The 26,080-nt window shown below is 62.9% G+C and carries 19 protein-coding genes and 3 pseudogenes; 12 read left to right on the top strand and 10 right to left on the bottom strand.

Features of this window, described 5'->3' with window-relative positions; translation table 11 throughout:
- Positions 1–66 precede the first annotated feature (66 nt).
- The 3 genes from OKC30_RS04645 to OKC30_RS04655 are packed head-to-tail and all read left to right on the top strand — an operon-like array spanning position 67 to position 3,884.
- Positions 67–1,431, top strand: a complete 1,365-nt coding sequence (locus OKC30_RS04645) for a sucrose-specific PTS transporter subunit IIBC (RefSeq protein ID WP_041214803.1) — start codon at positions 67–69, stop codon at positions 1,429–1,431.
- The gene (locus OKC30_RS04650) at positions 1,431–2,846 is read left to right on the top strand and encodes a glycoside hydrolase family 32 protein (protein WP_270667938.1); all 1,416 of its coding nucleotides are present in this window, start codon (positions 1,431–1,433) and stop codon (positions 2,844–2,846) included. Before OKC30_RS04645 ends, OKC30_RS04650 begins: the two co-directional genes overlap by 1 nt.
- 27 nt (positions 2,847–2,873) lie before the next feature.
- Positions 2,874–3,884, top strand: a complete 1,011-nt coding sequence (locus OKC30_RS04655; RefSeq protein WP_041213247.1) for a substrate-binding domain-containing protein — start codon at positions 2,874–2,876, stop codon at positions 3,882–3,884.
- Between the two features lie 78 nt (positions 3,885–3,962).
- On the opposite strand, the gene OKC30_RS04660 is transcribed toward OKC30_RS04655, so the two are convergent.
- The 3 genes from OKC30_RS04660 to OKC30_RS04670 form a co-directional block, all read right to left on the bottom strand.
- Positions 3,963–4,691: an MgtC/SapB family protein gene (locus OKC30_RS04660; protein ID WP_052814657.1), complete on the bottom strand. Its 729-nt coding sequence runs from the start codon at positions 4,689–4,691 to the stop codon at positions 3,963–3,965.
- Positions 4,692–4,913: 222 nt separating this feature from the next.
- Positions 4,914–5,318: a hypothetical protein gene (locus tag OKC30_RS04665; protein ID WP_043132503.1), complete on the bottom strand. Its 405-nt coding sequence runs from the start codon at positions 5,316–5,318 to the stop codon at positions 4,914–4,916.
- A gap of 365 nt (positions 5,319–5,683) precedes the next feature.
- Entirely contained in the window at positions 5,684–5,869 is a 186-nt protein-coding gene (locus OKC30_RS04670) for a YgaP family membrane protein (protein WP_043132505.1), read from the bottom strand.
- Positions 5,870–5,962: 93 nt separating this feature from the next.
- Here OKC30_RS04670 and OKC30_RS04675 point away from each other — a divergent pair, with 93 nt between their 5' ends.
- Genes OKC30_RS04675 through OKC30_RS04695 form a run of 5 tightly spaced genes read left to right on the top strand, consistent with a single transcriptional unit; the run spans position 5,963 to position 11,374 of the window.
- On the top strand, positions 5,963–6,277 hold the full coding sequence (locus OKC30_RS04675) for an ArsR/SmtB family transcription factor (RefSeq protein ID WP_270805217.1): 315 nt from the start codon (positions 5,963–5,965) through the stop codon (positions 6,275–6,277).
- The gene (locus tag OKC30_RS04680; protein WP_043132509.1) at positions 6,277–6,690 is read left to right on the top strand and encodes a YeeE/YedE family protein; all 414 of its coding nucleotides are present in this window, start codon (positions 6,277–6,279) and stop codon (positions 6,688–6,690) included. Before OKC30_RS04675 ends, OKC30_RS04680 begins: the two co-directional genes overlap by 1 nt.
- A gap of 13 nt (positions 6,691–6,703) precedes the next feature.
- Positions 6,704–7,150, top strand: coding sequence for a YeeE/YedE family protein (locus tag OKC30_RS04685; RefSeq protein WP_043132510.1), 447 nt, complete (start codon positions 6,704–6,706; stop codon positions 7,148–7,150).
- A gap of 41 nt (positions 7,151–7,191) precedes the next feature.
- Positions 7,192–8,211 (top strand): efflux RND transporter periplasmic adaptor subunit, encoded by a 1,020-nt coding sequence (locus OKC30_RS04690; protein WP_160837221.1) that lies wholly within the window; start codon positions 7,192–7,194, stop codon positions 8,209–8,211.
- On the top strand, positions 8,204–11,374 hold the full coding sequence (locus OKC30_RS04695; RefSeq protein ID WP_160837207.1) for an efflux RND transporter permease subunit: 3,171 nt from the start codon (positions 8,204–8,206) through the stop codon (positions 11,372–11,374). Before OKC30_RS04690 ends, OKC30_RS04695 begins: the two co-directional genes overlap by 8 nt.
- Before the next feature lie 33 nt (positions 11,375–11,407).
- Here the strand turns inward: OKC30_RS04695 and OKC30_RS04700 are convergent, their stop codons facing one another.
- Entirely contained in the window at positions 11,408–13,852 is a 2,445-nt protein-coding gene (locus tag OKC30_RS04700; RefSeq protein ID WP_160837205.1) for a diguanylate cyclase domain-containing protein, read from the bottom strand.
- A 410-nt stretch (positions 13,853–14,262) separates the two neighbouring features.
- Between OKC30_RS04700 and OKC30_RS04705 the strand changes: the two genes are divergently transcribed.
- Positions 14,263–15,276, top strand: coding sequence for a lipoate--protein ligase (locus tag OKC30_RS04705; protein ID WP_160837203.1), 1,014 nt, complete (start codon positions 14,263–14,265; stop codon positions 15,274–15,276).
- Between the two features lie 176 nt (positions 15,277–15,452).
- A pseudogene (locus tag OKC30_RS04710) lies at positions 15,453–16,070 on the top strand (aspartate aminotransferase family protein); the annotation flags it as partial.
- 70 nt (positions 16,071–16,140) lie between these two features.
- Here OKC30_RS04710 and tnpA read toward each other — a convergent pair.
- On the bottom strand, positions 16,141–16,557 hold the full coding sequence (gene tnpA / locus OKC30_RS04715; protein WP_160837201.1) for an IS200/IS605 family transposase: 417 nt from the start codon (positions 16,555–16,557) through the stop codon (positions 16,141–16,143).
- 21 nt (positions 16,558–16,578) lie between these two features.
- Here tnpA and OKC30_RS04720 point away from each other — a divergent pair, with 21 nt between their 5' ends.
- Together OKC30_RS04720 and OKC30_RS04725 are read left to right on the top strand one after the other, a co-directional pair.
- The gene (locus OKC30_RS04720; protein ID WP_041205370.1) at positions 16,579–17,784 is read left to right on the top strand and encodes an RNA-guided endonuclease InsQ/TnpB family protein; all 1,206 of its coding nucleotides are present in this window, start codon (positions 16,579–16,581) and stop codon (positions 17,782–17,784) included.
- A gap of 40 nt (positions 17,785–17,824) precedes the next feature.
- A pseudogene (locus tag OKC30_RS04725) lies at positions 17,825–18,904 on the top strand (pyridoxal phosphate-dependent decarboxylase family protein); the annotation flags it as partial.
- 33 nt (positions 18,905–18,937) lie between these two features.
- Here OKC30_RS04725 and OKC30_RS04730 read toward each other — a convergent pair.
- The 5 genes and pseudogenes from OKC30_RS04730 to OKC30_RS04750 form a co-directional block, all read right to left on the bottom strand.
- Positions 18,938–19,901: pseudogene (locus OKC30_RS04730) on the bottom strand (IS1595-like element ISAeme10 family transposase).
- 118 nt (positions 19,902–20,019) lie between these two features.
- The gene (locus OKC30_RS04735; RefSeq protein ID WP_041205372.1) at positions 20,020–20,382 is read right to left on the bottom strand and encodes a copper-binding protein; all 363 of its coding nucleotides are present in this window, start codon (positions 20,380–20,382) and stop codon (positions 20,020–20,022) included.
- Between the two features lie 46 nt (positions 20,383–20,428).
- Positions 20,429–23,551: an efflux RND transporter permease subunit gene (locus OKC30_RS04740; protein ID WP_042649822.1), complete on the bottom strand. Its 3,123-nt coding sequence runs from the start codon at positions 23,549–23,551 to the stop codon at positions 20,429–20,431.
- Positions 23,552–23,624: 73 nt separating this feature from the next.
- Complete coding sequence (locus OKC30_RS04745; RefSeq protein WP_160837197.1) at positions 23,625–25,121, bottom strand: efflux RND transporter periplasmic adaptor subunit; 1,497 nt, start codon at positions 25,119–25,121, stop codon at positions 23,625–23,627.
- Positions 25,122–25,370: 249 nt separating this feature from the next.
- Complete coding sequence (locus OKC30_RS04750; RefSeq protein WP_160837195.1) at positions 25,371–25,877, bottom strand: hypothetical protein; 507 nt, start codon at positions 25,875–25,877, stop codon at positions 25,371–25,373.
- Between the last annotated feature and the right edge of the window lie 203 nt (positions 25,878–26,080).

Here is a 26,080-nt window from a genome sequence, read left to right on the forward strand (position 1 = left end):
GGCTCGACAGCCCCTACTCTCATGTGACAAGGGCCCGCCAGCGTGGCGGGTCATAAGAGGAAGAATATGAATATCAGTGCGATAGCCCAGGATCTGGTGCCCCTGCTCGGGGGCAAGGAGAACATCGTCAGCGCCGCCCACTGCGCCACCCGGCTGCGGCTGGTGCTGGCGGACGACAGCAAGGTGAACAAGGCCGCCATCGACAAGCTGGAGGGGGTCAAGGGGTGCTTCAGCAACGCCGGCCAGATCCAGGTCATTTTCGGCACCGGCCTGGTCAACAAGGTCTATGCGGAGTTCGTCACCCTGACCGGGACCGGCACCGCCAGCAAGGCGGAGCTGACCGACATGGCGACGGCCAAGCTCAACGTGGCCCAACGTCTGGCGCGGACCCTCTCCAACATCTTCGTGCCCATCATTCCGGCCATCGTCGCCTCCGGTCTGCTGATGGGGCTGCTCGGCATGGTGCGCACCTACGGCTGGGTCAACGCCGACAGCGCCCTGTTCGTCATGCTCGACATGTTCAGCTCGGCAGCCTTCATCATCCTGCCGATCCTCATCGGCTTTACGGCGGCGCGCGAATTCGGCGGCAATCCGTACCTCGGGGCGACCCTTGGCGGCATCCTCACTCACCCGGCCCTGACCAACGCCTGGGGCGTGGCCGGGGGCTTCAAGACCATGGACTTCTTCGGCCTGGATGTCGCCATGATCGGCTACCAGGGCACTGTCTTCCCGGTGCTCCTGGCGGTCTGGTTCATGTCCCACCTGGAGAAGCAGCTGCGCAAGCGCATCCCTGACGCCCTGGATCTCATCCTCACCCCGTTTTTGACCGTTATCATCACCGGCTTCGTGGCGCTGCTTTTCATCGGCCCCGCCGGGCGGGTGCTGGGGGATGGCATCTCGTTCGGTCTGAGCGCCCTCTATGAGCAGGCAGGCTGGCTGGCGGGTCTGGTGTTTGGCGGCACCTATTCCCTTATCGTCATCACCGGCATCCACCACAGCTTCCACGCCATCGAGGCGGGGCTGCTGGCCAACCCTGCCATCGGCGTCAACTTCCTGCTGCCCATCTGGGCCATGGCCAACGTGGCCCAGGGCGGGGCTTGCCTCGCGGTCTACTTCAAGACCCGGGACGTGAAGATCAAGGCCATCACGGTGCCGGCGGCCATGTCCTGCCTGCTCGGCATCACCGAGGCGGCGATCTTCGGGGTCAACCTGCGCTACATCAAGCCCTTCCTGGCCGGCCTGTTCGGCGGGGCCTGCGGCGGCGCCTACGTGGTGGCGGCCAAGGTCGGCATGACGGCGGTGGGCCTGACCGGCATCCCGGGCATGGCCATCGTCCAGCCCATGAGCCTCATCCACTACGTCATCGGTCTGGTGATCGCCTTTGGCGCCGCTTTCGCCGCCTCCTACCTGCTCAAGTACAAGGTGGAGTGATGAAGGAAAGCCATCTCCTGAACCAGGTTGTCCGGTCCCTGCTGGCCGGACAGCTCAAGGCGGCGGCCGATCCCCATCGGCCCCGCTGGCATCTGGCAGCCCCGGTGGGGCTGCTCAACGATCCCAACGGCTTTATCGAGCACGACGGGCGCTACCATCTTTTCTACCAGTGGAACCCGCTCGGTTGCGAGCACCGCAACAAGGGCTGGGGGCATGTCACCTCCACCGATCTGCTGCACTGGCAGCACGAGCCGGTGGCGCTGCTGCCCACCGAGGCCTATGAGAGCCACGGCTGCTATTCGGGCTCGGCGGTGAGCGACGAGCAGGGGCGTCTGACCCTCATCTATACCGGCAACGTCAAATACCCGGACGGCAGCCGCACCGCCTACCAGTGTCTGGCCCGTGCCGACGGTGAGGGGGGCTTTGCCAAGCTGGGACCCGTGCTGGACCTGCCCGCAGGCTACAGCGGCCATGTGCGCGACCCCAAGGTGTGGCACGACGGTCGGCAGTGGCTGATGGTGCTGGGGGCCCGCACCCTGGACGATCGGGGTGAGGTGCTGCTCTATCGCGGTGACACCCTGGATGCCTGGACACTGGTGGGCCCCATCGCCGGCAGCGGGCGCGGCGGTCTCGGGGAGTTTGGCTACATGTGGGAGTGTCCGGACCTGTTCCCCCTGGGAGATCGCCATGTGCTGATCAGCTGCCCGCAGGGGATTGCCCCGCAGGGAGAGGATTATCGCAACCTCTACCAGTGCGGCTGGCTGGCGGGTGACTTCGACGGCGAGCGCTTCGAGCACGGGGCTTTCCACGAGTTGGACAGGGGATTCGAGTTCTATGCCCCCCAGACTACCCAGGACAGTCAGGGGCGGCGCCTGCTGTTCGGCTGGCTGGGCTTGCCGGAGGAGAACGAGATGAGCCAGCCCACTCTCGAGCACGGCTGGATCCACCAGATGAGCTGCCCGCGGGAGCTGTTCTGGCAGGATGAGTGGCTCTGCCAGCGGCCGGTGGCTGAGCTGGGCGCCCTGAAAGGGGAGCAGACCCGCTTCGAGGGGGCGCCGGACGAGCTGCCTGCCCTGGCCATCGACTCGGCCTGGCTCGATCTGGCGCTGACCGGCGAGGGGAGCCTTCGCCTCGGCACTGTGGCCGAGCTGGTGTGGCAGCCGGGGCGCATCATCCTGCGGCGCCAGAACTGGCAGAGCGGGGAGTGGGAGGAGCGAAGCGCCCCCTGGCTTGGGGGCAAGATCACCGTCTTGTGTGACCGCTCCAGCCTGGAGTGCTTCGTCGATGGCGGGCGCCAGAGCTTGTCGACCCGTTACTTCCCCGGCGAAAACCCAGTACTTTCCGCACGTTGCGGTGGTGATGACAGCAAAATTTGCCTCGATCACTGGCCGCTGGCGACCTGCCTAGTACAATAGCCCGGTGTCAGTGTGCCGGGAGGTCAGGTGGAGAAGAAGAAACGGATCACGATTGCCCAGATAGCCACGCTTGCGGGGGTCTCCAAGGCCACCGCCAGCCTGGTGCTCAACGGCAAGAGTGCGGAATACCGCATCGCCGACGATACCCGCAAGCGGATCCAGGCGGTGGCGGACGAGTGCCACTATCAGCCGAGCATCCATGCCCGCTCCCTGCGGGAGGTGCGCAGCTACACCTGGGGGCTGGTGATCCCTGACCTCACCAACTTCGGCTTCGCCAGCATCGCCCGGGCCCTTGAGGCCCGCTGTCGGGAGGCGGGGATCCAGCTGCTCATCGCCTGCTCCGAGGATGACCCCACCCTGGAGCAGCGGGTGGTGGACAACCTCATCAGCCGTCAGGTGGATGGCCTCATCGTCGCCTCCAGCGGCCACAGTGACGACATCTATGCCCGCATCCACGACCGCTTGCCGGTGGTGCAGCTCGACCGCCACATCGGTGAGTCGCGCCTGCCCATGGTGATCTCGGACGCCTGCAAGGCTACCGCCGAGCTGGTGCAGGATATGGCCGAGGATTGCGGGGAGGAGATCTATTACTTCGGCGGTCTGCTGGATCTCTCCCCCAGCCGCCACCGGCTGGCGGGTTACGAGCTCGGATTGCACCGGGCCGGGCTGGAGGCCACTTCAGACCGGGTCCGCCACCGTGACTACCAGCCGAGCTCGGGCTATCAGCTGATGTCTGAGCTGGTGGACGAACTCGGGGCGCCGCCGAAGGGGCTTTTTACCGCCTCTTTCACCCTGCTGGAGGGGGTGCTGCGCTACCTCAACGAGGCGGAACTGATGGAGACCGGCATGCGCCTGTGTACGTTCGACGATCACGATCTGCTCGACTGCATCCCCATGCGCATCGATTCCGTGGCCCAGGATTGCCCGGCCCTGGCCCGTGCCGCCTTCGAGATGATGCAGCAACTCATCGCGGGCAATCCCCCAGCCCAGACCGCCCAGGTCATCAACCCCAGGGTGCGCTGGCGCAGCCGCCGTTAGGCACACGGCTTCCCTTTCCTGTGAAAAAGCCCCGCCGGATCCGGCGGGGCTTTTTGTGCTGCGTCTGGTATGAGGGCGTCAATCGGTAATGCTGGCCCGCCAGAAGATCTGCTTGATGTGAGGGTGCTCCCCGAGCGTGTTCATCAGGGCATCGAGCTTGGTGCCATCGATGGCGGTGGCGAGCAGCGCCGCCGAGATCTCGAGATCCTGATCGCCGAAGGGGGTGATGTCGAGCTCGCTCAGGGGGTAGTGGGCCTGCTCCAGCATCTGCTCGAGCCAGGGCAGTACCTCCTTCTGGTGAGCGCGGCCGATGAGAGCGGTCACGTGATAGGTCACTTCGGTGTCCATGTTGTTCACCGGGTCACGGTTTATCTGGTTGACCAGGGGACGCAGCAGGGTGTTGGCGGCCAGCACGAAGAGGGCGCCGAGGATGGCCTCCAGGGCGAACCCGGCGCCGCAGGCGGCCCCGACCGCGGCCACGCCCCACAGGGTGGCCGCTGTGTTGATGCCCCGGATGTTGCCGGATTCCCGCATGATGACGCCAGCGCCGAGAAAACCGATGCCGGAGACGATGTAGGCCACCACGTGGACGACCCCGTAACTGCCACCATGCAGGTCATAGATGCGCTGGGCCAGGTTGACGAACAGGGCCGCCCCCACGGCGACCAGCACGTTGGTGCGAAGGCCGGCGGTGCGCTGGCGGTACTGGCGCTCCAGTCCGACCAGGCTGCCCAGCACGAAGGCGAGCAACAGGCTGGCCAGGGTGTCGAGCAGGGCGAGAAAATCGAGTTGTTGCCACATTCTCATGAGGTACTCCTTCTGATCAGTGATGGCCTCGCGCAATCCATGATGGCACGCCAGGTGAGATGGCGGATGAATCGCAAGGATGTGCGTGCGACAGGCCTGCATGAAAAATGCACGCTGGGACGCGGTTCTGGCTCCGGGCACGCAAGGGGGGAAGGGAGCCTGCCTGGCCAGCCCCCGATAGTGCCGATGACCCGGATTACTGCGTGGGCAAGGTGAGCGCCGTCAGGTGCGCTCGGGATCGCCGCCGCGGCGCGGACGCAGTTCCCAGCGTACCGGATGGTCTGCCCCGACCTGATGGACAAATTGCACCAGATAGCGGCGCTGGGGCGGGGTGCACTGGAGGTTGAGCACCAGCTCACGTCCGCCGCTGCGACCCGGTTTCATCGATTGCATGGGGTGCAGCCCGGCCGGTTGCAGGGTGTGGCTCACCATCTCCAGCACCTGCTCCAGATCGGCGCGATCCTCGCAGCGGATCTGCAGCCGGTAGTGGTGCTGGCGCGGTTTGCCGCCCAGCCAGCGCGGCAGCATGCCAAGGCCGAGCTTGCTCAGCAGGGGATGAGCCCGGGTAGCAACGGAACCTGTTGCGACCGCGCGATCCGCAGCCGGTTTGATTGAGATAAAACGCATAGCAGCCTCCTTGTGGGAAGCAGAAACTATGCAGGCAAGGCGCCCGTGGCGGTTGGCCAGGGTCACCCGACGTCAAGTGTAAAAAGAGAAGAGGGGAGTGGATTTCCGCTTCTCGCAGGGTTGCGAGTTGCGGCAGAGGGACTCTGCGGCTAGCTCGCGACCGAGGTGCCGACGATGAGGGTCGGCGTGCATCTGTCACTTGATGAGTTGCCCACCGATGGTCTCCGCTAGTGATAAAGAGGCGACATGGTAGCCGATGTGGCAACAGGGGTAAACCTTGGGGCTCTGACAGCAACATATTGAAACAAAATGGGTTTTTACCACGAGGGAGCCATAGCTCCCTCGTTTTCATCGTCCGGTTTGGGCTATTTCATGCCCATGCGCTTCAGGATCATGGCGGCGGGGCAGAAGCCGGTGAACGCACTCTGTATCAGGTTGACCCCGACAAAGACGCTCAGCCAGACGAAGCCCGGGTGGACCCAGGCAGTGAGCAGCAGCGACAGCAGCAAGATGCAGCCTGCGACCACTCTGACTCCGTTATCGACTGTCATGTGTCTCTCCTCTTTTTTTGGTTATTTAGTGGTTGCTAATTTAGTGTTGATTTATACAATAGACTAAATATCAGCAATTGCTAATTTATGCTTATGAGCCCATTCGACGAGATGCACAGACACGCGACGGCGGCCGCCTCCCTGCTCAAGGCGTTGGCCCATCCTGAGCGCCTGATGGTGCTCTGCCAGCTGGTGGAGGGGGAGAAGGAGGTCGGGGAGCTGTTGGCCCACAGCCAGCTCGGGCAATCGGCCTTCTCCCAGCAACTGTCGGTATTGAAGCGCCATGGCCTTATCCGTTCGCGCAAGGTCTCACAGCAGATCTACTACTCGCTGGTGAGCGAGGCGGCCGCCGATGTGCTGGCGGCGCTGCAAACCCATTTTTGTCACTCAGAAAATAAGGAATCTTGATGATGGAAAGCCAATGGCTGCTCTCTTTGGGCGGCGGCATGCTGGCGGGGCTGTCGGCCCTGATCCTGATGTTGTTCAACGGCCGGGTCGCCGGGATCAGCGGCATTCTGGCCGGTGCGCTGCAACACCGGGCGCCCTGGCGGGTACTGTTTCTGCTGGGGCTCGGGGCGGGCGCCTGGCTGGCGTTGACCCTGGGCTGGGCCAGCATGCCTGCATTCACCACGCTGCCCGGCTGGCCCGTTGTGCTGCTGGCCGGTCTGCTGGTCGGTATCGGTACCCGTCTTGGCAATGGCTGCACCAGCGGTCACGGTATTTGCGGCATTGGGCGGCTCTCCCTGCGCTCCATTGTCGCCACCCTGATCTTTATGGCGGCAGGCTTCATCACCGTCTTCGTCACTCATCATCTGCTGTAAGGAGCTGATCGCCATGAAGTTGCTGACAAGTTTGTTTGCGGGCCTGCTGTTCGGGCTGGGGATGGCCATCTCCGGCATGGTGGATCCCGCCCGGGTCACCGGTTTTCTCGATCTGGCCGGGGCCTGGGATCCCAGCCTCGCCTTCGTGATGGGAGGCGCCCTGCTGGTCTTTATGCCGGGTTATTTTCTGCTGGTGAAACCCCGCCGCCAGAGTCTGCTGGGAGAGCCCATCGTCGCCGTCCCCACCCCCAGGCTGGATCGCCGCCTGATCGGCGGGGCCGCGCTGTTTGGCATCGGCTGGGGGCTGGTGGGCATCTGCCCGGGGCCAGCCTTGAGTCTCATTTCCAGCGGGCAGCCCATGATAATGTTGTTTATAGCGGCCATGGTGGCCGGGATCTTGCTGGTCGACCGGGTGCTGGTTCACGCATGGAACAAGGCTCGCCAGCCCCGTACCGCCTGATCCCGTGAAGTGACTGATGATGCCAGGGAAGGAGAATCATGATGAACACAATCCGGTTGCTGGTGACCACCCTGCTGGTCATGACATCCACCCTGGTGGCGGCCGAGGAGGCCAAGGGGTTGCTGACGCTGACCCCGCAGCGCGTCATCGACTGGCTCACCCTGAGCGGTACCGTGAGCGCCATTCATCAGGGGACGGTCGCGGCCCAGACCAGTGGCCGCGTCTCCCGCATGCTGGTGGATGTGAACGACGAGGTACAGGCCGGGCAGCCCCTGCTCGAGATAAGCGGCAAGGAGCAATCTGCCGCCCTGACCGGCGCCGAGGCGCGGGTGGCCAGGGCCCAGGCCCAGCAGGTGGAGGCCGAGCGCCAGCTCACCCGTTATCAGGCCCTCATCGCCAAGGGGGTGATCACCCGGGCCCAGCTCGACAACGCCCAGGCAACGGATCGGGCCGCCCGCGCCGAGGTCAATGCCGCCGAGGCCGCCCTCATCCAGGCCCGGGAAGCCTACGGCTATACCCGCATCCTCGCCCCCTACGCTGGGGTGGTGACCAAGCGGCTGGTAGAGCTGGGGGAGACAGTCGCCCCGGGTACCCCGCTGCTCTCCGGCTTCTCCCTCGATACCTTGCGGGTGGAGGTGGAGTTGCCACAATCCGCCCTGACGCTTGCTCGTGAGCCTGCGGATGTGCAGGTGCTGCTGCCCGATGGCAAGACTCTAACCCCCGCCAAACTGACCCGCTTCAACTATGCCGACAGCCAGACCCACGCCTTCCGGTTGCGCCTCGACTTGCCGCCGCACACCGCCGGGGTATTGCCCGGCATGTGGCTCAAGGTGCAGCTCAAGCGGGGTGAGCGTCTGGTGTTGCAGGTGCCGGACCGCGCCCTGCTGCGGCAAGGGGAGTTCAACGGCGTCTATCTGCAGCAGCCCGCTGGCTGGGTCCTGACGCCGGTGCGGGTCGGCGATTGCGTCGAGGGACAGTGCGAGATCCTGGCCGGTCTGCAAGCCGGCGACAAGCTGGCCCCCGATGCCTGGGCGCAGCAGCAGGAGGTGGCCCATGAGTAGCGAGCTGAGCGGCAACAGGGAGAGGCTGGGGCCTGCCGGTCGGCTGGCGGCGCTGTTTCAGGGCTCGGCCATCACCCCGCTGCTGGCGCTGGTGGGGTTGCTACTCGGCCTGTTTGCGGTGCTGGTGACCCCCAAGGAGGAGGAGCCGCAGATCGATGTCACCTTCGCCGATGTCTATATCCCCTTCCCGGGGGCCACCCCGGCTGAAGTGGCCTCTCTCGTCACCACCCCTGCCGAGCAGGTGGTCTCCCAGATAAAGGGGATCGATACCCTCTACTCCTTCTCCCAACCCGATGGGGCCCTGCTGGTGGTGGTGTTCAAGGTGGGGGTGAGCCGCGAGCAGGCCATCGTCGATCTCAACAACCAGCTCGACTCCCACCGCGACTGGTTGCCACAGGGGATCGGGGTCGGTCAGCCACTGGTAAAACCCCGGGGGATCGACGATGTCCCCATCGTCAGTTTGACCTTATGGAGCAAAGATGGGAGCAAGCAGCTGGGTGCCCCCGAGCTGACTCGGGTCGCCCATGAGCTGGAGACCGAACTCAAGCGGATTCCCGGCACCCGCGATATCTACACGCTGGGCAGCCAGAGCGCCGTGCTGCGGGTGATGCCGGATCCGGCGGCCCTCAGCGCCCACGGCATCAGCTGGGGCGAGCTGAGTCAGCGACTGGCGGCCGCCAATCAGGTGGGCACAACACAGGCCATCGAGCAAGACAACAGTGAGATCAAGGTGCAGGTGGGGCAGTTCCTGCAAAGCGAGCAGGAGGCTAGAGAACTGGTGGTGGGGCTGCACGACGGCAAGCCGGTCTATCTGGGGGAGGTTGCCAAGGTCTCCCTAGGTCAGGAGACCCCGACCAAGCGCAGCTGGATGGGGCTGGGGGATCGCAGCTATCCGGCAGTGACCCTGGCTATCGGCAAGCAGCCGGGCCAGAACGCGGTCGAGGTGGCCAAGAGGGTAGAGGCGCGGGTCGAGAGTTTGCAGAATCGGCTGATCCCTGCCGGGGTCGAGGTGACGGTGACCCGTGACTACGGCGTCACCGCCGAGACCAAATCCAACACCCTGATCGGCAAGCTGATCTTTGCCACCACGGCGGTGGTGTTGCTGGTGCTGGTGAGCATGGGCTGGCGCGAGGCACTGGTGGTGGGCGTTGCCATCGTCATCACCCTGGCGCTGACCCTGTTTGCCAGCTGGGCCTGGGGCTTTACCCTCAACCGGGTGTCGCTGTTTGCGCTGATCTTCTCCATCGGCATTCTGGTGGATGACGCCATCGTGGTGGTGGAGAACATCCACCGCCATCGCGGTCTGGGCAAGGGGGCGCTCAAGGATCTTATTCCGGGGGCGGTGGACGAGGTGGGGGGGCCGACCATACTGGCGACCCTGACCGTCATCGCGGCACTGCTGCCGATGGCCTTTGTCAGCGGCCTGATGGGCCCCTACATGAGCCCCATCCCCATCAATGCCAGCATGGGGATGCTTATCTCCCTGCTGGTGGCCTTTATCTTCTCACCCTGGCTGGCGAGCCATTTGCTCAAGGGGGAGGTACACGGTGTCCACGGCGAGGCCAAGGTCGGTCTTTTTCACCGGCTGATGACCCCTTTTCTGATCGGTGATGGGGCCAAGAGAGCGAGGCACAAGCTCTGGCTGGTTATCCTGCTGCTGGTCGGGGCAGCCGCCGCCATGCCAGTGGTGCAGTGGGTGGTGCTCAAGATGCTCCCCTTTGACAACAAATCGGAGTTCCAGCTGGTGCTCGATATGCCGGAGGGGGCGACCCTGGAGCAGACTGAGCGCACCCTGCTGGCGGTCGGGCGGGAGCTTGCCAAGGTGGAGGAAGTGAAGGACTACCAGATCTACGCCGGCAGTGCGGCCCCCATCAACTTCAACGGGCTGGTGCGCCACTACTTTATCCGCAGCGGCGCCAACGTGGGGGATATTCAGGTCAATCTGGTGGACAAGCATGAGCGGGATCGCAGCAGTCACCAGATTGCCCAGTCGGTACGGGCACCGCTGCAGGCCATCGCCAGCACGGTGGGGGGCAACCTGAAAGTCGTGGAAGTGCCACCCGGCCCGCCGGTCTGGTCACCCATAGTCGCCGAGGTCTATGGCCCGACTCAGGCCGCCCGTGAAGCCGCGGCGCGCGCGGTACAGGCCCGTTTCGTGGCAACGACCGATCTGGTGGACGTGGATATCTATCTGACCGACCCGCAACCCAAGTGGCGGCTGGTGGTGGATCGCAGCAAGGCCGCCCTGCTCGGAGTCGATCTCGGGGACCTGGTGAGCACCCTCAATGGCGGGGTGGGCTATCAGGATGCCAGCTGGCTGCAGGGGCACGGCGCCAAGTATCCGGTGCCGATCCGCATCGAGCTCGCTCCCGGCGACAAGCGGGATCTGGCGGGCGTACTGGCCCTCAAGGTGCGCAGCCAGAGCGGCCAGCTGGTGCGGGTCTCCGAGCTGGTGAGTCGCCGCGATGAGGTGGCTCCCAGCTATATCATGCACAAGAACATGCAGCCCATGGTGATGGTGGTGGCCGACATGGGCGGCCATGCCGACAGCCCGCTCTACGGCATGTTTGCCGCCGGTGCCGACATCTCGCTGCCCCAGTATTACGTGCAGCAGCCCGACAAACTGGGAGAGGTGGCGCTGTTGTGGGACGGGGAGTGGAAGATTACCTACGAGACCTTCCGCGACATGGGGCTAGCCTACGGGGTGGGGATGATCCTCATCTACCTGCTGGTGGTTGCCCAGTTCCGATCCTATCTGGTGCCGCTCATCATCATGGCCCCCATTCCACTCACCCTCATCGGGGTGATGCCGGGTCACGCCCTGCTGGGGGCCCAGTTCACCGCCACCTCGATGATCGGGATGATCGCCCTGGCCGGGATCATCGTACGCAACAGCATCCTGCTGGTGGACTTTATCGAACAGCAGCGGGCGAATGGCGTGGCGTTCGAGCAGGCGGTGATTGCGGCGGCCCAGGTGCGGGCCAAACCCATCATGCTGACGGCGCTGGCGGCGATGATCGGGGCCCTGTTCATCCTCGATGATCCCATCTTCAACGGTCTGGCCATCAGCCTGATTTTCGGGATCCTGGTTTCCACCCTGCTCACCCTGGTGGTGATCCCGCTGCTCTACTACAGCCTGCTTGTGCGCCGAAGTCAGAGGTAAACACAGGGGGCCAATGCCCCCTGTTTTCTGGCATCACACCGCCTCGCGGGCATCGCAGGTTTTCATCAGGGGGAAATAACGGCGATCCGCCTGGCTCATGTGACCCACGACCAGCTCCTGGATGATGAAGTTGAGCAGGGCGTCGTTGCCAAGGGTGCCCGCCTGTGCGGCCGCCATCAGCTGACCGGCTTTTTTCAGCAGATGCTGGTGCTCCTGGCGATGGGCCGCCAGCTCCTCATAGCCATATTGCGCGAGGACCTGCTCTTCGAGGAGGAAGTGCTGGCGCGCCATCTCGAATATCTGCGCCATGTCTGCCAGCAAGGCATCGGGATGGATGCCGGGATCCTGCATGTGCTCGAGCAAGCGGTTGGCCAGCAGGTAGAGCTGGCGGTGGTCCGCATCGATGCGGGGGTGGCCGCATGCGTGGGCGGGCTGCCATTGCAGGGTGCCGGGGAGGGGATCCTGCCCGGTGGAAAACAGGCAGACCCTGCCCCGGCCATGGTGCTTGGCTTGATACATGGCCTGATCGGCGTGGTGCATCAGGGTCTTGGGGTCGGTGCCGTGATCCGGATAGAGGGCGACCCCTATGCTGCCGGAGATGCGCAGCGCCTGCTGCTCAAGCTGGAAGGGGTGATGCAGGCAGTGGTGCAGCTTGTCGGCGACCGCGAGGGCCGAGGCATCCGTATCGGGCAGCATGATCACGAATTCGTCCCCCCCAAGGCGTGCCACCAGGTCTTCTTCTCTGACGCACTCCCCCATGCGCTCGGCCACCAACTTGAGCAGCAGGTCGCCGGTTTCGTGGCCGAAGGTGTCATTGATGGGTTTGAAGTGGTCGAGATCGATGAAGACCAGGGCCAGGGGCTGCTGGGGAGCCTGCTCCAGGGTCTCCTTGAGCCGCTGTTGCAGCAGGCGGCGGTTGGCCAGGCCGGTGAGGGGGTCATAGAAGGCGAGGCGGCGCATCATCTCCTCCCGGGCCGAACGTTCGGTGACATCCCGGGTCACCCCCAAAATGGCGTCCGGTCTTGTGCTGGTGCTGCCGTGCAAGGTGGTGACCGTCTCGATGGTCACCAGATGACCCTGCTTGTGGCGCAGCTGGGAGTGGATGACGCACCGGGTCTGCCCATGATCCCCCCGTTGCCAGGCCTCGAGGGAGGCGGTGATGCCGTCGCGAAGCTGTTTCCAGGACTCATCGGGGAGCAGCTGGCGCAGGGAGAGGGCAAAGAGTTCTGCGGGCTCATAGCCGCTCAGGGACGCGATGGCGGGGCTGATGTAACGAAAACGCAGGCTGTCGGTGTCCATGGTCCAGATCACGTCGCCGCTGTTCTCCGCCACGAAGCGGTAGTGCTGCTCGCGCTGGGCCAGTTCCCGGGTGAGCCGCTGTCGGTCACTGGCCTCTTCCCGCAGACGCAGATAGAGGTGCAGGAAGACGCCGAGCAGGGCCAGCAGGGAGAAAGAGATCAGCATGGCGATGGCCACGCTCCTGTCGAGCAGTTGGCGCTGCTGACGAAGGCTCGCCTGGGTACTGTTGTAGAGAAAGGGGGTGAGGTTGGGCACCGCCTTGATCATCCCGGCCTCCTGGTAGGTGCGGGCGATCTGCTGCCAGCGATCCTGCTGCATGTAACCTGGCTCGATGATGTCGGGCTGCATCAGGGCCCGGGTTTCACGGGCCTCGAAGGCGAGCGCCTCGCGCCCGGCCCCGCTGGGGTAGTGCTCCAGGATCAGGTTGATCATCTCCTCGGGATGATCCATGGCATAGCGCCACCCCTTGAGGCTGGCCTGCAAGAAGCGCTGGACCCGCTCCTGCTGGTTGATGACCTCACTCTCCGAGGTGAAGAGGTTGTCTCCGTAAAAGTCGTAACCGATGTCGCGGGGGCTGAACACCCGGAAGGGAATGCCCTGTTGCTGCAGGGTGAAGGGCTCGGTTGTGCTGTAGGCGCTGATGACGTCCGCCTGGCCCCTCAGCAGTGCCTGGACCCCCCGTTCGTAGGGCAGGGTCTCCCACTGCCGGCTGCGGGTGTAGCGATGCAGGTAGGTGAGCAGCTCGTTGGAGCCGGGTTCGAGCATCAGCCGCTTGTTGGCCAGATCGCCCGGGGTCTGGATATCCGGCCGCTCCAGGGTGATGAGCATCAGGGGGGAGTGCTGCAACATGGCGGCGAGCACCACCACAGGGCGGCCTGCTGCCCGGGCCAGCAGCAGATCGCTGCCGCGGATGCCGAACTGGGCGCGACCCGTGGTGACTTCATTGATGACGTCGGTGCCCGGCCCCGCCTCCCGCAGGGTGACCTGCAGGCCGGCCTCCCGGTAGAACCCCTTGGCGATGGCGGCGTAGTAACCGGCAAACTGGAACTGGTGCTGCCAGGGAAGTTGCAGGATGACGCGCTCATCCGCCCTGAGGTGAGCCGTGGTCAGGGTGGCAATCATCACCCAGAAGGGCAGAAGCCAGCGTACAGGCTGGCGAGATGCATCGGACTCCGTCATACCGCTGTTCTCTCGGGAGGTGCTCTTCTGGCTAGAGTCAAACAATTTCCTGTTATTCGCAAGGGGAGCAAGCCCCAATAAGATGGGGCGCGGGAGGCATTAAAAGTCATTTTTGTGTCATTCATCACGTCAATGGGCGTCACGGCTCATTTTGAAACCTTGTCAACCCGTCACCGGCCGGTGACAAGGGCATTAGGTGTCATTCCAGGAGGGATGGCTGCCGCCTCTCTTCTCGCCTGTTAATGACAAACTGCGTGTTTTCTGCAATTCCCTCTTATCTTCTCCTGTCGTATCAGAAGTTGATGCTCTTGTCCGTGTCGGGTGTCGACCTGTGGCGGTCGGGGGACGCCTTCCTTCGTTCAGGGTGGTATGGTAGTCATCCGTTTCCTGTTTTCCGAGAAGGTCCTGTCATGTCTTCCTTGCGCCTGCTGCTCTCCGACTCCCACGATCCCCTGTTCAACCTCGCGGTGGAGGAGTGCATCTTTCGCCAGATGGACCCGGCCCAGCGGGTGCTGTTCCTGTGGCGCAACGACAATACGGTGGTGATAGGCCGGGCCCAGAACCCTTGGAAGGAGTGCAACACCCGCCGCATGGAAGAGGACGGGGTGACCCTGGCCCGGCGCAGCAGCGGGGGCGGCGCCGTGTTCCACGACCTTGGCAACAGCTGTTTCACCTTCATGGCGGGCAAGCCCGGCTATGACAAGAGCGTCTCCACCGCCATCGTCATTGATGCCCTCGCCAGACTCGGCGTGAGTGCTTTTGCCTCCGGGCGCAACGACCTGCTGGTGGCGACCCCGGACGGGGATCGCAAGGTGTCGGGTTCGGCCTACCGGGAGACCCATGATCGCGGCTTTCACCACGGTACCCTGCTGCTGGACGCCGATCTCGGCCGCCTCGCCCACTACCTCAATCCCGACCCCAAGAAGCTGGCGGCCAAGGGTATCAGCTCGGTGAGAAGCCGGGTGGCGAACCTTGGCGAGCTGTTGCTTGGCCTGGGTCATGAGCAGGTGGTGCAGGCCCTGTGCGACGCCTTCTTTGCCCATTACGGTGAGGTGGTGCCGCCCGAGCACATCTCCCCCGAGCGGATGCCCGACCTGCCCGGCTTTGCCGAGACCTTTGCCCGCCAACGCAGCTGGGAGTGGAACTTCGGCCATGCTCCCGCCTTCAGCCACCTGCTGGAGGAGCGCTTCCCCTGGGGCGGGGTCGAGCTTCATTTCGACGTGGAGAAGGGGGTGATAGGACGGGCACAGATTTTCAGCGACACCCTGGACCCTGCGCCCCTGGATGACCTGGCCGCACGCCTGCCCGGGGTGGCCTATCGTCCCGAGGCCATCGACGAGTTGCTGCGTCAGTGGCGGGCGACGTTTTCGGCCAACCCCGAGCTGGAAGGGTTTTCGGCATGGCTGCTGACCGCCCTGCGCTGACCTTGCCCATGACCAGGATCACAAGATGAACAGGGGAAAAGAGGGAAGAGGGGGCGCGGCGCCCCTCAGGGCGCCAACATGACAAAAAGTAGGGCAGACCATTAGTTATTGTCTCTGTTGATAGAGGTGTCACTGGAGTATAAAAACCGCACCTCAGCAGTATCAATGGTATAAAAATGAATCACTTGGTCTATCTGAAAGATGAGGGCGTCAACGCCGTCTCCCCCGAATTCGCTCGCCGTTTTGCCACCGTCAAAGCCCACTTCTTCTCGCGCAACCCCGATCTCTGGCCGGTCTTTCGCGAGCCCGGTTTTGCCACCCTCAACGAGTTTCGCGCCCGTGGACTGGCCCCGGCTGCGCGCCTCAACGCCTGGCCCGATGGCCGCGCCCGTCTGGCGGATCTCTGCGAGACCATGCCGGTGCCAGCCACCATGCGCACCCCGGGCGAGCCCATGGCCGAGCTGCTGTTTGCCGGCGCCTTGTCAAAGGACTGGGAGAACCCCTCCAGCGTCGAGAACGTCATCACCATGTCGGCGGATCCCGCCATCTACGGCGCCCAGATGGGGATCCTCGCCAACCCCAACCTGGTCTACTCCGAGTATGCCGGGGTGGCCGAGGAGCTGGAGAAGAAGGTGGTGCGCCAGATAGCGCTGCTGGCGGGTTACGACCCGGCCCGCGCCACCGGCATCTTCACCCAGGGGGGGACGTTTTGTAACCTCTATGGCTACCTGCTCGGCATCCGCAAGAGCCTGCCACAGGCCAAGCACAAGGGGCTAGGCCACTATCAGGATTACCCAAAAGCACCGTAAAGCCCCGTCATTCATGGCGGGAATATAAGGTGTGAATGGCGTAGCCGTTCCATGGTTAATGAGGTGTTTGCTGTTGCTCGATGTACTGCCGGATGATCTCTATCGGAGCGCCGCCACAACTCGATGCAAAGTAAGATGGCGACCACAACATGCCCTTGTAGTAGAACTTGGCGGCGATGTCTGGCCGCTCTTTTCGCAGCACCCGACTGGATGCCCCTTTTAGGCTGTTCACCAGCGCCGATACTGCCACTTTTGGCGGGTAATTCACCAGCAGGTGAACATGATCAACCTCTCCATCCATCTCTTGTAGCTCTGCTTCAAAGTCAGCGCAGATCTTGGAGAACAGCTCTCTAAGGCGGTCGATGGCGGCGTTGTCGAATACTCTTCTGCGATATTTCGTCACAAAGACCAAATGAACATGCATAGAGAAAACGCAGTATCTGCCAGTTCTAATGTCATTGATTTTGCTCATAGACCAAAGTATATTATAGCCATGCAACGACTTCAAGCCTTCAAATATGAACTTCGGCCAGACGGCCAGCAACAGCTGCGAATGCGCCGCTTCGCTGGTTCATGCCGTTTCGTGTTCAACAAGGCGCTGGCGTTGCAGCAGGAGCGCTTTGAACAGGGCGAGAAAAAGCTTGGCTATGCGGAGCTGTGTAAACAGCTCACCCAATGGAAGTCGGAAGACTCAACCGCTTGGCTTGCCGAAACGCCATCCCAACCCTTGCAGCAAACGCTAAAAGATCTGGAGCGAGCCTACACTAACTTCTTCGCCAAACGCGCCGATTTCCCTCGCTTCAAAAAGAAGGGTTTATCCGACAGCTTCCGCTATCCGCAAGGTTTCAAGCTCGATCAGGCCAATAGCCGTCTGTTCCTGCCTAAGTTGGGTTGGCTACGCTACCGCAACAGTCGGGATGCGCTCGGGGTGATCAAGAACATTACCGTGAGCCAATCAAGCGGTAAGTGGTATGCCGCTATCCAGACCGAGCGAGAGGTTGATGTGCCCGTTCATCAAGGCACAGCTGTTGGCCTCGATATGGGGATTAAACGCTTTGTCACCCTGTCAGATGGCAGCCACAAAGACCCACTCAATAGTTTCAAGGCTCACGAAAAAGCCTTGCGCAAAGCGCAGCAGGCGATGAGCCGCAAAGTCAGATTCAGCCGCAATTGGAAGAAAGCGAAAGCCCGTATTCAGCGCATCCAGACTCATATCGGCAGTGCCCGCCGCGACTACTTGCATAAGATCTCGACCGCCATCAGCAAAAACCACGCGCTGGTCTGTGTTGAAGATTTGCAGGTGCGAAATATGTCCAAGTCAGCGGCGGGCACAACTGACACGCCTGGGCGCAACGTGCGAGCCAAGTCGGGCCTGAATAAGGCTATTTTAGATCAAGGCTGGGGCGAGTTTCGGCGTCAGCTCGACTACAAGCTGGCTTGGAATGGCGGGCATTTGATCGCGGTGCCGCCGAAGAACACCAGCCGAACGTGCCCATGTTGCGGGCATATCTCGGCTGATAATCGTCAAACACAAGCTACGTTCGAATGTGTGGAGTGTGGTTTTAAAGAAAACGCCGATCTGGTCGGCGCGATCAATGTGTTAAGGGCGGGACACGCCCAGTTAGCCTGTGAAGTGAGTGGTGCAATAAGGCCGCCAGCAGCAGGAACCCACCGAAGCGAATTAGGCGTAATCGCCTAACCGCAGTAGGAATCCCCGTCCTTTAGGGCGGGGAGGATGTCAACGCATCATCAACTCCCAGGGCGGCCACTACTCCAACATCACCAACCTCTCCCTGCTCGGGGTGGACATCGAGAACAAGACCATCCGCATCCAGGTGGGCGAGAACAACGACATCGATCTCGACCACCTCGAGCGTACCCTGACCGCCTGCTTCGCCCTTCATCACGTGGTGCCCACCATCATGCTCACCATGGGCACCACCGACACCTTCGGGGTGGATAGGGTCAAACCCGTGGTCGAGCTGCGGGATCGCCTCTGCGAGCGGTTCGAGGTGGCGGTCAGGCCCCACATCCACGTCGACGCCGCCATCGGCTGGTCGATGATCTTCTTCCTGGACTACGACTTTGCCGCCAACCCGCTCGCCATCAACGCCGCCACCCTGGCGGGGATCGAGCGCAACGTGAGCCGCTTCGCCGAGCTCAGATACGCCGACTCCTTCACCGTGGACTTCCAGAAGTGGGGCTATGTGCCCTACACCTCCAGCTTGGTGATGATAAAAGAGCAGGACGATCTCAAGGCGATGGAGAACGATCCGGAGCACTTCTCCTACTTCGAGCGGGACATCCAGGGTCAGACCCACCTGCAATCCACCATCGAGTGCTCCCGCGGGGCGAGCGACCTGTTCGGTGCCTATGCGGCCCTCAACTACCTGGGGGTGGAGGGGTATCGCACCGTGCTTGCCCACTGCCTGCAAAACGCCAACTACTTCCGCTTCCGGTTAAGCCAGCTCGGCAACGTCAAGCTGGTGGCCCAGGAGAACCAGGGGCCCAGTGTCGGCTTCAAGATCTACAACTCAGAGTGGGTACAGGACCCCGAGGCCGAGTTCGCCTTCGAGCTGGCCCGCTCCAGCGATCCCGCCTACAAGGCGCGCCTGCAGCGCAACACCGACTACCACCGCAGCCTGTTCAAGGGACGTGGCAAGGTAGGGCTCTACACCAACTGGGTGGAGGCGGTGGCACACTCGGAATACGACGAGCGAGGCAAGTATTCCTACATCGCCGGCGAGAAGGCGGTCTTCATGAACCCCGCCTGCGGCCGCGAACAGATCGACGCCTTTATCGCGCATATTCGTGGCTGAAATAGCCACATGTTGTGATGTCATAAATAAAGGCTATGTCCCAATTACGTGTTGCATGGGGCGCCCCAGCGCCTCCTGCAAGCAATGTGGGATAGTCACTTCCCGTCCATAGCGCTCCAGCATCCTTCGCCAACCCAGATAATTCCTCAGATAGTGGGTCGCTACCCACCCATGGAACCGCTCCATCCACTCTTTCAACCGCCTGTGGTACCCGTTCACATGCTGGATGTGGTAGGCGCCAACCACGCGCTCGCCTTGACGATTACGCACGACCTGATGGGTCACTCCCTGCGCTTTGCTGAAACTGGCATACACCCCGGCGCCATCGCTACACAACACCGCATCTGGCGAGACAAGGGGTGCCAAAACCGCTATCACCGTCTCGGCATTCATTTTCTCCAACTGAAAATCCGCATGGTGGCCAGCCCGGTCCTGAACCACCATCACCGGGATGTAATCCGACCCTGTGCCTCGGGTACGGCCTTTGCCCCCACGATGGCGGGCCGGGCGGGGCAAACCACGTTGCCCTTTAAACGACTCCAGGAAGAAGGTCTCATCGACCTCGACGATACCCTCTTCCCGTACCGCCTGGTGGCTCGCCATGGCTTTCAGGGAGCGGTGACGCCACAAAAAGGCGGTGTTTTTACAGACTCCGCAGCGGACGGCAGCCTGTCGGACGGTCAGCCCGTCGATGAGGGCCTGGGCATAGTCTTCCCAGCACTGTGCCTTGCGAAGTCGGGCCAGCGGCGTCTTGGTGAGAACGGAACTGGTGCGCAGACACTGCTTGCAGCGATAGCGACGCAGTCCTCGACTCCAGCCCCAGGGAGCCAACTGCGCGGCCTCGGCCTGGCAGTGAGGGCAACATTGGCAAGGGGGGAGTTGGGTGGCTAACGAGGTGATGGGGTGAGGGGCGGCGAGTTCATGTTGCGCGAGACGACGCTGGCGCAAGGTGAGCAGTGGGAAGAGAGAGTAGATGTTGAAAGGCTTGGGTATCCATGATGGAGGCCCTCAGGGTGATGACCTACTTCAAGGTTAGCCTTTCAACACATAACTGGGACAGCGCCTAAATAAAGACGGCGGGATGATCCCGCCGTCTTTTATTGAAATCAGTCTGTTTACTGTTTCTGGATGGCTGTCACGGTGAGCTTGCCGGCTGGGTTCTCGGCGTGAAAGCGCACCGCATCCCCCACTTTCAGATCCTGGAGCAGAGCCGGATCGGCCACCCGAAAGACCATGGTCATCGCTGGCATCTTGAGGTTGTCGATCGCCTCGTGCTTGATGCCGACCTTGCCGTTGGCCGCGTTGATGCGGCTTATGACCCCCTGGGTCATCGCCATCTCGCCCATCTCGTTCATGCCTTCCATCTGGCTCATCTGGCCCATGTCGTGGCCGGCATGGTTCATCATCTCCTCGGCTTGCAGGCTGGTGTGGGTGGCAAGGCCCAGCAGCAATGTCAGGGTCAGCGTCTTGTAGTTCATGGTGTTTTCCTTCAATCGTTCAGTCGAAAAGGGTTGGGAAATCGGGTCATTCGGATTGTTGATAAGCAGGCAGGTTGCTGCTGCGCCACAGGTAATAGGCGGCGGGCAGCACCAAGAGGGTCAGACCTAAGGCGCTCACCATGCCGCCAATCATGGGGGCGGCGATGCGCTGCATCACCTCGGAGCCGGTGCCTTGGCTCCACATGATGGGCAACAGGCCAGCGATAATGGTCACCACCGTCATCATCTTGGGGCGCAGGCGCAGGGCGGCGCCGTGGATCACCGCCCGGTGCAGGCCCGCCTGGTCCGGCTTGCCGCTGGCCACGAGGTCATCCCAGGCGTGGTTGAGGTAGACCAGCATCAGGACGCCGGTCTCCACCGCCACCCCCGCCAGGGCGATAAAGCCCACCCCGACCGCCACCGAGAGGTTGAAGTCCAGCAGCCAGAGGGTCCAGATCCCCCCCACCACCGCCAGCGGCAAGGTGGTGAGAATGAGCAACACCTCCTGGAAGCGGCGAAACGCCAGATAGAGCAGCAGCACGATAATGGCGACGGTTAATGGCACTACGTAGGCGAGGCGGGCCTTGGCCCGCTCCATGTACTCGTATTGGCCAGACCAGGTGAGGGCGTAGCCCGCTGGCAGCACCAGCTGCTTGTCCACCTCGGCCTTGGCCTCTGCCACAAAAGAGCCGATGTCGCGGCCACGAATGTCGACGTAGACCCAGCCGTTGAGGCGCGCGTTTTCACTGCGCAGCATGGGGGCTTCGTCGCTGATATAGACCCGCGCCACGTCCGCCAGGGCGATACGAGCGCCACTCGGAGTGACCACCGGCAGCAGCTCGAGGCTCGCCACCGAATCGCGATAGCTCTGGGGATAGCGCAGGTTGATGGGGTAACGCTCGCGCCCCTCGATGGTCTGGCCCACTTCCATGCCGCCCACCGCGGTGGCGAGCACCGCCTGCACGTCGGCGATATTGAGGCCGTAACGGGCCGCTTTCAGCCGGTCGATGTCCACCTTCACGTAGCGGCCACCGGCCACCCGCTCGGCGTAGACCGATGAGGCGCCCTCCACCTTGCCGACGATCTGTTCCAGCTGCTGGCCGAGCTGCTGGATCACCTTGAGATCGGGCCCCGCTATCTTGATGCCGACCGGGGTCTTGATGCCGGTGGCCAGCATGTCGATGCGGGTCTTGATGGGGGGCACCCAGGCGTTGGTGAGACCGGGGAAGCGGATGAGTGAGTCAAGCTCCTCCTTGAGCTTCTCCGGGGTCATGCCGGGGCGCCATTGGTCGCGTGGCTTGAGCTGGATGCTGGTCTCCATCATCACCAGATCGGCGGGGTCGGTGGCCGATTCGGCGCGCCCCGCCTTGCCGAACACGTTCTGCACCTCGGGCACGGTGCGAATGAGCTTGTCGGTCTGCTGCAAAATCTCCCGCACCTTGCCCACCGAGATATTGGCCGCGGTGGTGGGCATATACATGATGTCCCCCTCATCGAGCGGCGGAATGAACTCGGAACCCAGGTACTTGAGCGGCCAGAAACCCGCCACCGTCACCACGGCGGCGATGGCCAGAGTGGTTTTCGGACGAGCCAGCACGGCTTTGAGCAGCGGCACATAGCCCTGGCTCAGCCAGCGGTTGAGGGGGTTGGCCTGCTCCGCCAGCACCTTGCCACGGATGAAGTAGCCCATGATCACCGGCACCAGCGTGATGGCGAGCCCGGCCGCGGCGGCCATGGCGTAGGTCTTGGTGTAGGCGAGGGGGTGGAACATCCGCCCCTCCTGTGCCTCCAGCGCGAACACCGGCAGGAAGCTGATGGTGATGATCAGCAGGGAGAAGAAGATGGCGGGCCCCACCTCTATGCTCGCCTCGGTGATGATGCGCCAGCGGTTCTTGTCGGTGAGCGCCTCCCGCTCCATGTGTTTGTGGACGTTCTCGATCATCACGATGGCACCGTCCACCATGGCGCCGATGGCGATGGCGATGCCCCCCAGCGACATGATGTTGGCGTTGATCCCCTGCAGGTGCATCACGATGAAGGCGGTCAGGATGGCGATGGGCAAGGAGATGACTACCACCAGGGATGAGCGCAGGTGAAACAGGAAGGCGAGGCAGACCAGCACCACCACGGCGAACTCCTCCACTAGCTTGCCGGAGAGGTTGTCGATGGCGCGCTGGATAAGATCCGAGCGGTCATACACGGTGACGATCTCCACCCCTTCCGGCAGGCTGTTCTTGAGCTCTGCGAGCCGTTTCTTGACCCCGTCTATGGTGTGCTGGGCGTTCTCGCCGAAACGCATGACGATGATGCCACCGACCACTTCCCCCTCGCCGTTAAGCTCGGCGACGCCGCGTCGACTCTGGGGGCCGGTGACCACATCCGCCACGTCACCCAGCAGCAGCGGGGCGCCGCGTACATTGGTACCGAGCGGGATCTGCTTCAGATCCTCCACGCTCTTGAGGTACCCGTTCGAGCGCACCATGTACTCCGCTTCCGCCATCTCGATGACGGAGGCACCGGTCTCCTGGTTGCCCTGCTGGATGGCGGTCTCGATGAGGGAGAGCGGGATGCCGTAGGCACGCAGCTTGTCCGGGTCGACCCGCACCTGATATTGGCGCACCATGCCGCCCACGGTGGCGACCTCGGAGACGCCGTCCACCGTCTGCAGCTCGAACTTGAGCAACCAGTTCTGCAGCGACGTGAGCTCGCTCAAGTCGTGCTTGCCGGTTCTGTCCACCAGCGCGTACTGGTAGACCCAGCCCACCCCGGTAGCATCGGGGCCGAGCTGGGGGCGGGCGGAGGCGGGCAGGTTGGGCGCAACCTGGCTCAAATACTCCAGCACCCGGGCACGGGCCCAGTAGAGGTCGGTGTCGTCGTCAAACAGCACATAGACGAAGGAGTCGCCGAAGAAGGAGTAGCCACGCACCGTGGTGGCCCCCGGCACCGCCAGCATGGCGGTGGTGAGCGGGTAGGTCACCTGATCCTCCACCACCTGGGGCGCCTGGCCCGGGTAGGCCGTCTTGATGATCACCTGCACGTCGGAGAGATCCGGCAGGGCGTCCACCGGGGTCTGCTTGACCGACCAGAGCCCCCAGGCGGTAAGCATGACGGTCAGCAGCAGCACCAGAAAGCGGTTGCCCACGGACCAGCGAATGATGGCAGGAATCATGATTGGACTCCTTTCTCATTGGGCGCAGAGAGTGAAGAGCGGTTGTTGGCAAAGCCGCGAATGATGGAGGGGATCATGACTTCTTCTCCATCTGGCTATGATCCATCCCTTCCATCTCATCCTTTGCCGGCGCATCAGCGCTGGCCGGAGCACTCTCCTGATGGATGGTGGTGATGCGGTACTCATCTCCCTCCTGCATCACTTGCAGATGCAGGGTCTGACCCTCGGTCAGCTTGCTCATGTCGACCCCGTCCGCCACGGTGAACTCCATCTCCATGGCGGGCCACTGCCACTCGGGGATGGGCTGGTGGGAGACCATCAGGGTGCGGTTGGCGAGATCGATGCTTTCAACCTCGCCCTGAGTCCACACCTGGGCGGGGCGCACCGCCGTCATGCGCTGGAAGTCCGAAGTGATGGCCGATTCGGAATCGAGCAGGAACTGGGCCGAGCTGACGATACTGTCCCCCGCTTCAACCCCCTCCTGGATGGCCACCTTGTCGCCAAACTGGGGGCCCAGGGTAACGGCCACCGACTTGAAGCTGCCATCTCCCAGCGCCAGCACCAGCCTGTCCTGGCTGCCGGTGCGGATCACCGCCTCGCTTGGCACCACCAGCCGGGGCTCTCCCTGACCAGTACGAATGTTTACTTTGGCGAACATGTTGGGTTTCAGGAACTCGTCCGGGTTGGCAAAGCGCAGCCGTACCTTGAGGGTGCGGGTGGCGGCATCCAGGGTCGGGTAGAGGTAATCGACCTGGCCCTGCCAGTTGCGGCCGGGGGCGTAATCCAGGGTCATGGTGACCGGATCGCCCACCTTCAGCTGCGCCGCCTGACGCTCGAACACCTCGACACTGACCCACACCTGCTTGAGGGTGCTGATGTTGAAGAGCGCCGCGGCGGGCTCCACGTACTGGCCTTCGCGCACTTTCAGCTCGGAGACATAACCGCTGCTCGGGGCATAGATGCGCACCGTCTCCTGCACCTGGCGACTGCGCTTGAGGGCCGCTATCTGATCCGCCGGTACCTGCAGGGACTTGAGCTTGCCCTCGGCGGCGCGCAGCAGCAGCGGGTTGGCGGTGTTGAGGGCGAGCAGGTACTCGTGCTGGGCGTTGACCAGATCCGGGGCGTAGAGCTCGTAAATCAGGCTTCCCTTGCTGACCTGCTGCCCCTCGCTCTTGATGGCGAGGGTGCGGATCCAGCCCGCCATGCGGGCGTTGACCGCCTCCAGCCGGTCTTCGTCATAGCCGACGTAGCCCACCGTCTCGATCTGCTGGTGGATGGGCAATCGTTCCACCTTGGCGAGGCGCACCCCCAGGTTCTGCTGGATCTCGGGGCTGATGGTGACGGTGCCCGGCGAGCCGCTCTTCTGCTCCTCATAGACGGGAATGAAGTCCATCCCCATGTTGTCCTTGGCGGGGCCGTCGCGCTTGTCGCGGGGATCCATGGGGTTGACCCAGTAGAGAGGCGTCTTCTCGGCGCTGGCGCCATCGCCAGGCAGGTGGCTGGCGGCCCAGTAGCCGCCACCGGCGCCGAGGGCGAGCAGCAACGCGGCCATTAACAGGGTCTTGTTCATGACAGGCCTCCGGCACACAGCGGGCGGGAGGGCCGGGCGCACGAGGGTGCGAACGTCTTGGGTGATGACATGGTACTTCTTCTCTCGTATCGGGCCGTCCGGCCGTGAGCGGATGCGGTGCAACAGGCACGTGGCGCTCGGCTCGCGGTGGACAGGATTGGCCGACAATCGGGGCACCGCCGACGGAGCGGCCGGTGCACGGCATGGCGATGGCAGTACCATCGCACGGGCTATCGGGAGAAGTGGTTTCTAATGGCGCAGCACAGACAGCATCAGATGCCGTCTGGGCCAGGAGGGCGGATGGGTACCACGCAGGCGCAGGAAGGGATCCCGCAGCCAGTTGTCCAGCAGGGGACCGACATGCCACGAAGGGGGCAGCAACAACAGCGGAAGCAGCAGCAATGACAGCAGCAGGCCGAACAGGGGAGGCGCATTGGCGGCACCGGAGAAGCCGCTCTGCATCTGACACTCATCCCCCGACAGGGACTCCGCATTCACTGTGCCCGAATGGCAGGAGAGGGGAGCTGTGCCGACCTGGTCATGGTTCATGGCGGCGTGCTGTACCGACTCGCTCCCGTGCAACCCATGAGACAGGGGATGGGGCTGTGCCATCGGGGTCAGGGTGGTGTCGGGTGAGTGGCTTGTAAGGGAGGTGGCCGCACCATGCCAGCCGATGCAGAGGGTGAGATTGCAGACGAGCAACAACGCCAGCAATAGCCGGGCGATGAGTTCTGTGGGCAATCTCGATGACAACATGGTGCATCTTTCCTGTGACGAATATGAGGAATGTAAACCTTACCAACAGGAGAAGGTCAAGGTATGGCAGACCCGCTCTGCCAAAGAGTTGATATGGATTAAGAAATGGCGGGGCTATAAACGAAAACCTGATTACCCATGATTAGCAGTCAGTTACCACGAACTATACTGATCTTACGTACAGTTATCGAGGTGCGAGATCA

Origin of the sequence: Aeromonas sp. QDB18 (assembly GCF_027705325.1) — a bacterium.
Classification (GTDB): Bacteria; Pseudomonadota; Gammaproteobacteria; order Enterobacterales; family Aeromonadaceae; genus Aeromonas; species Aeromonas caviae.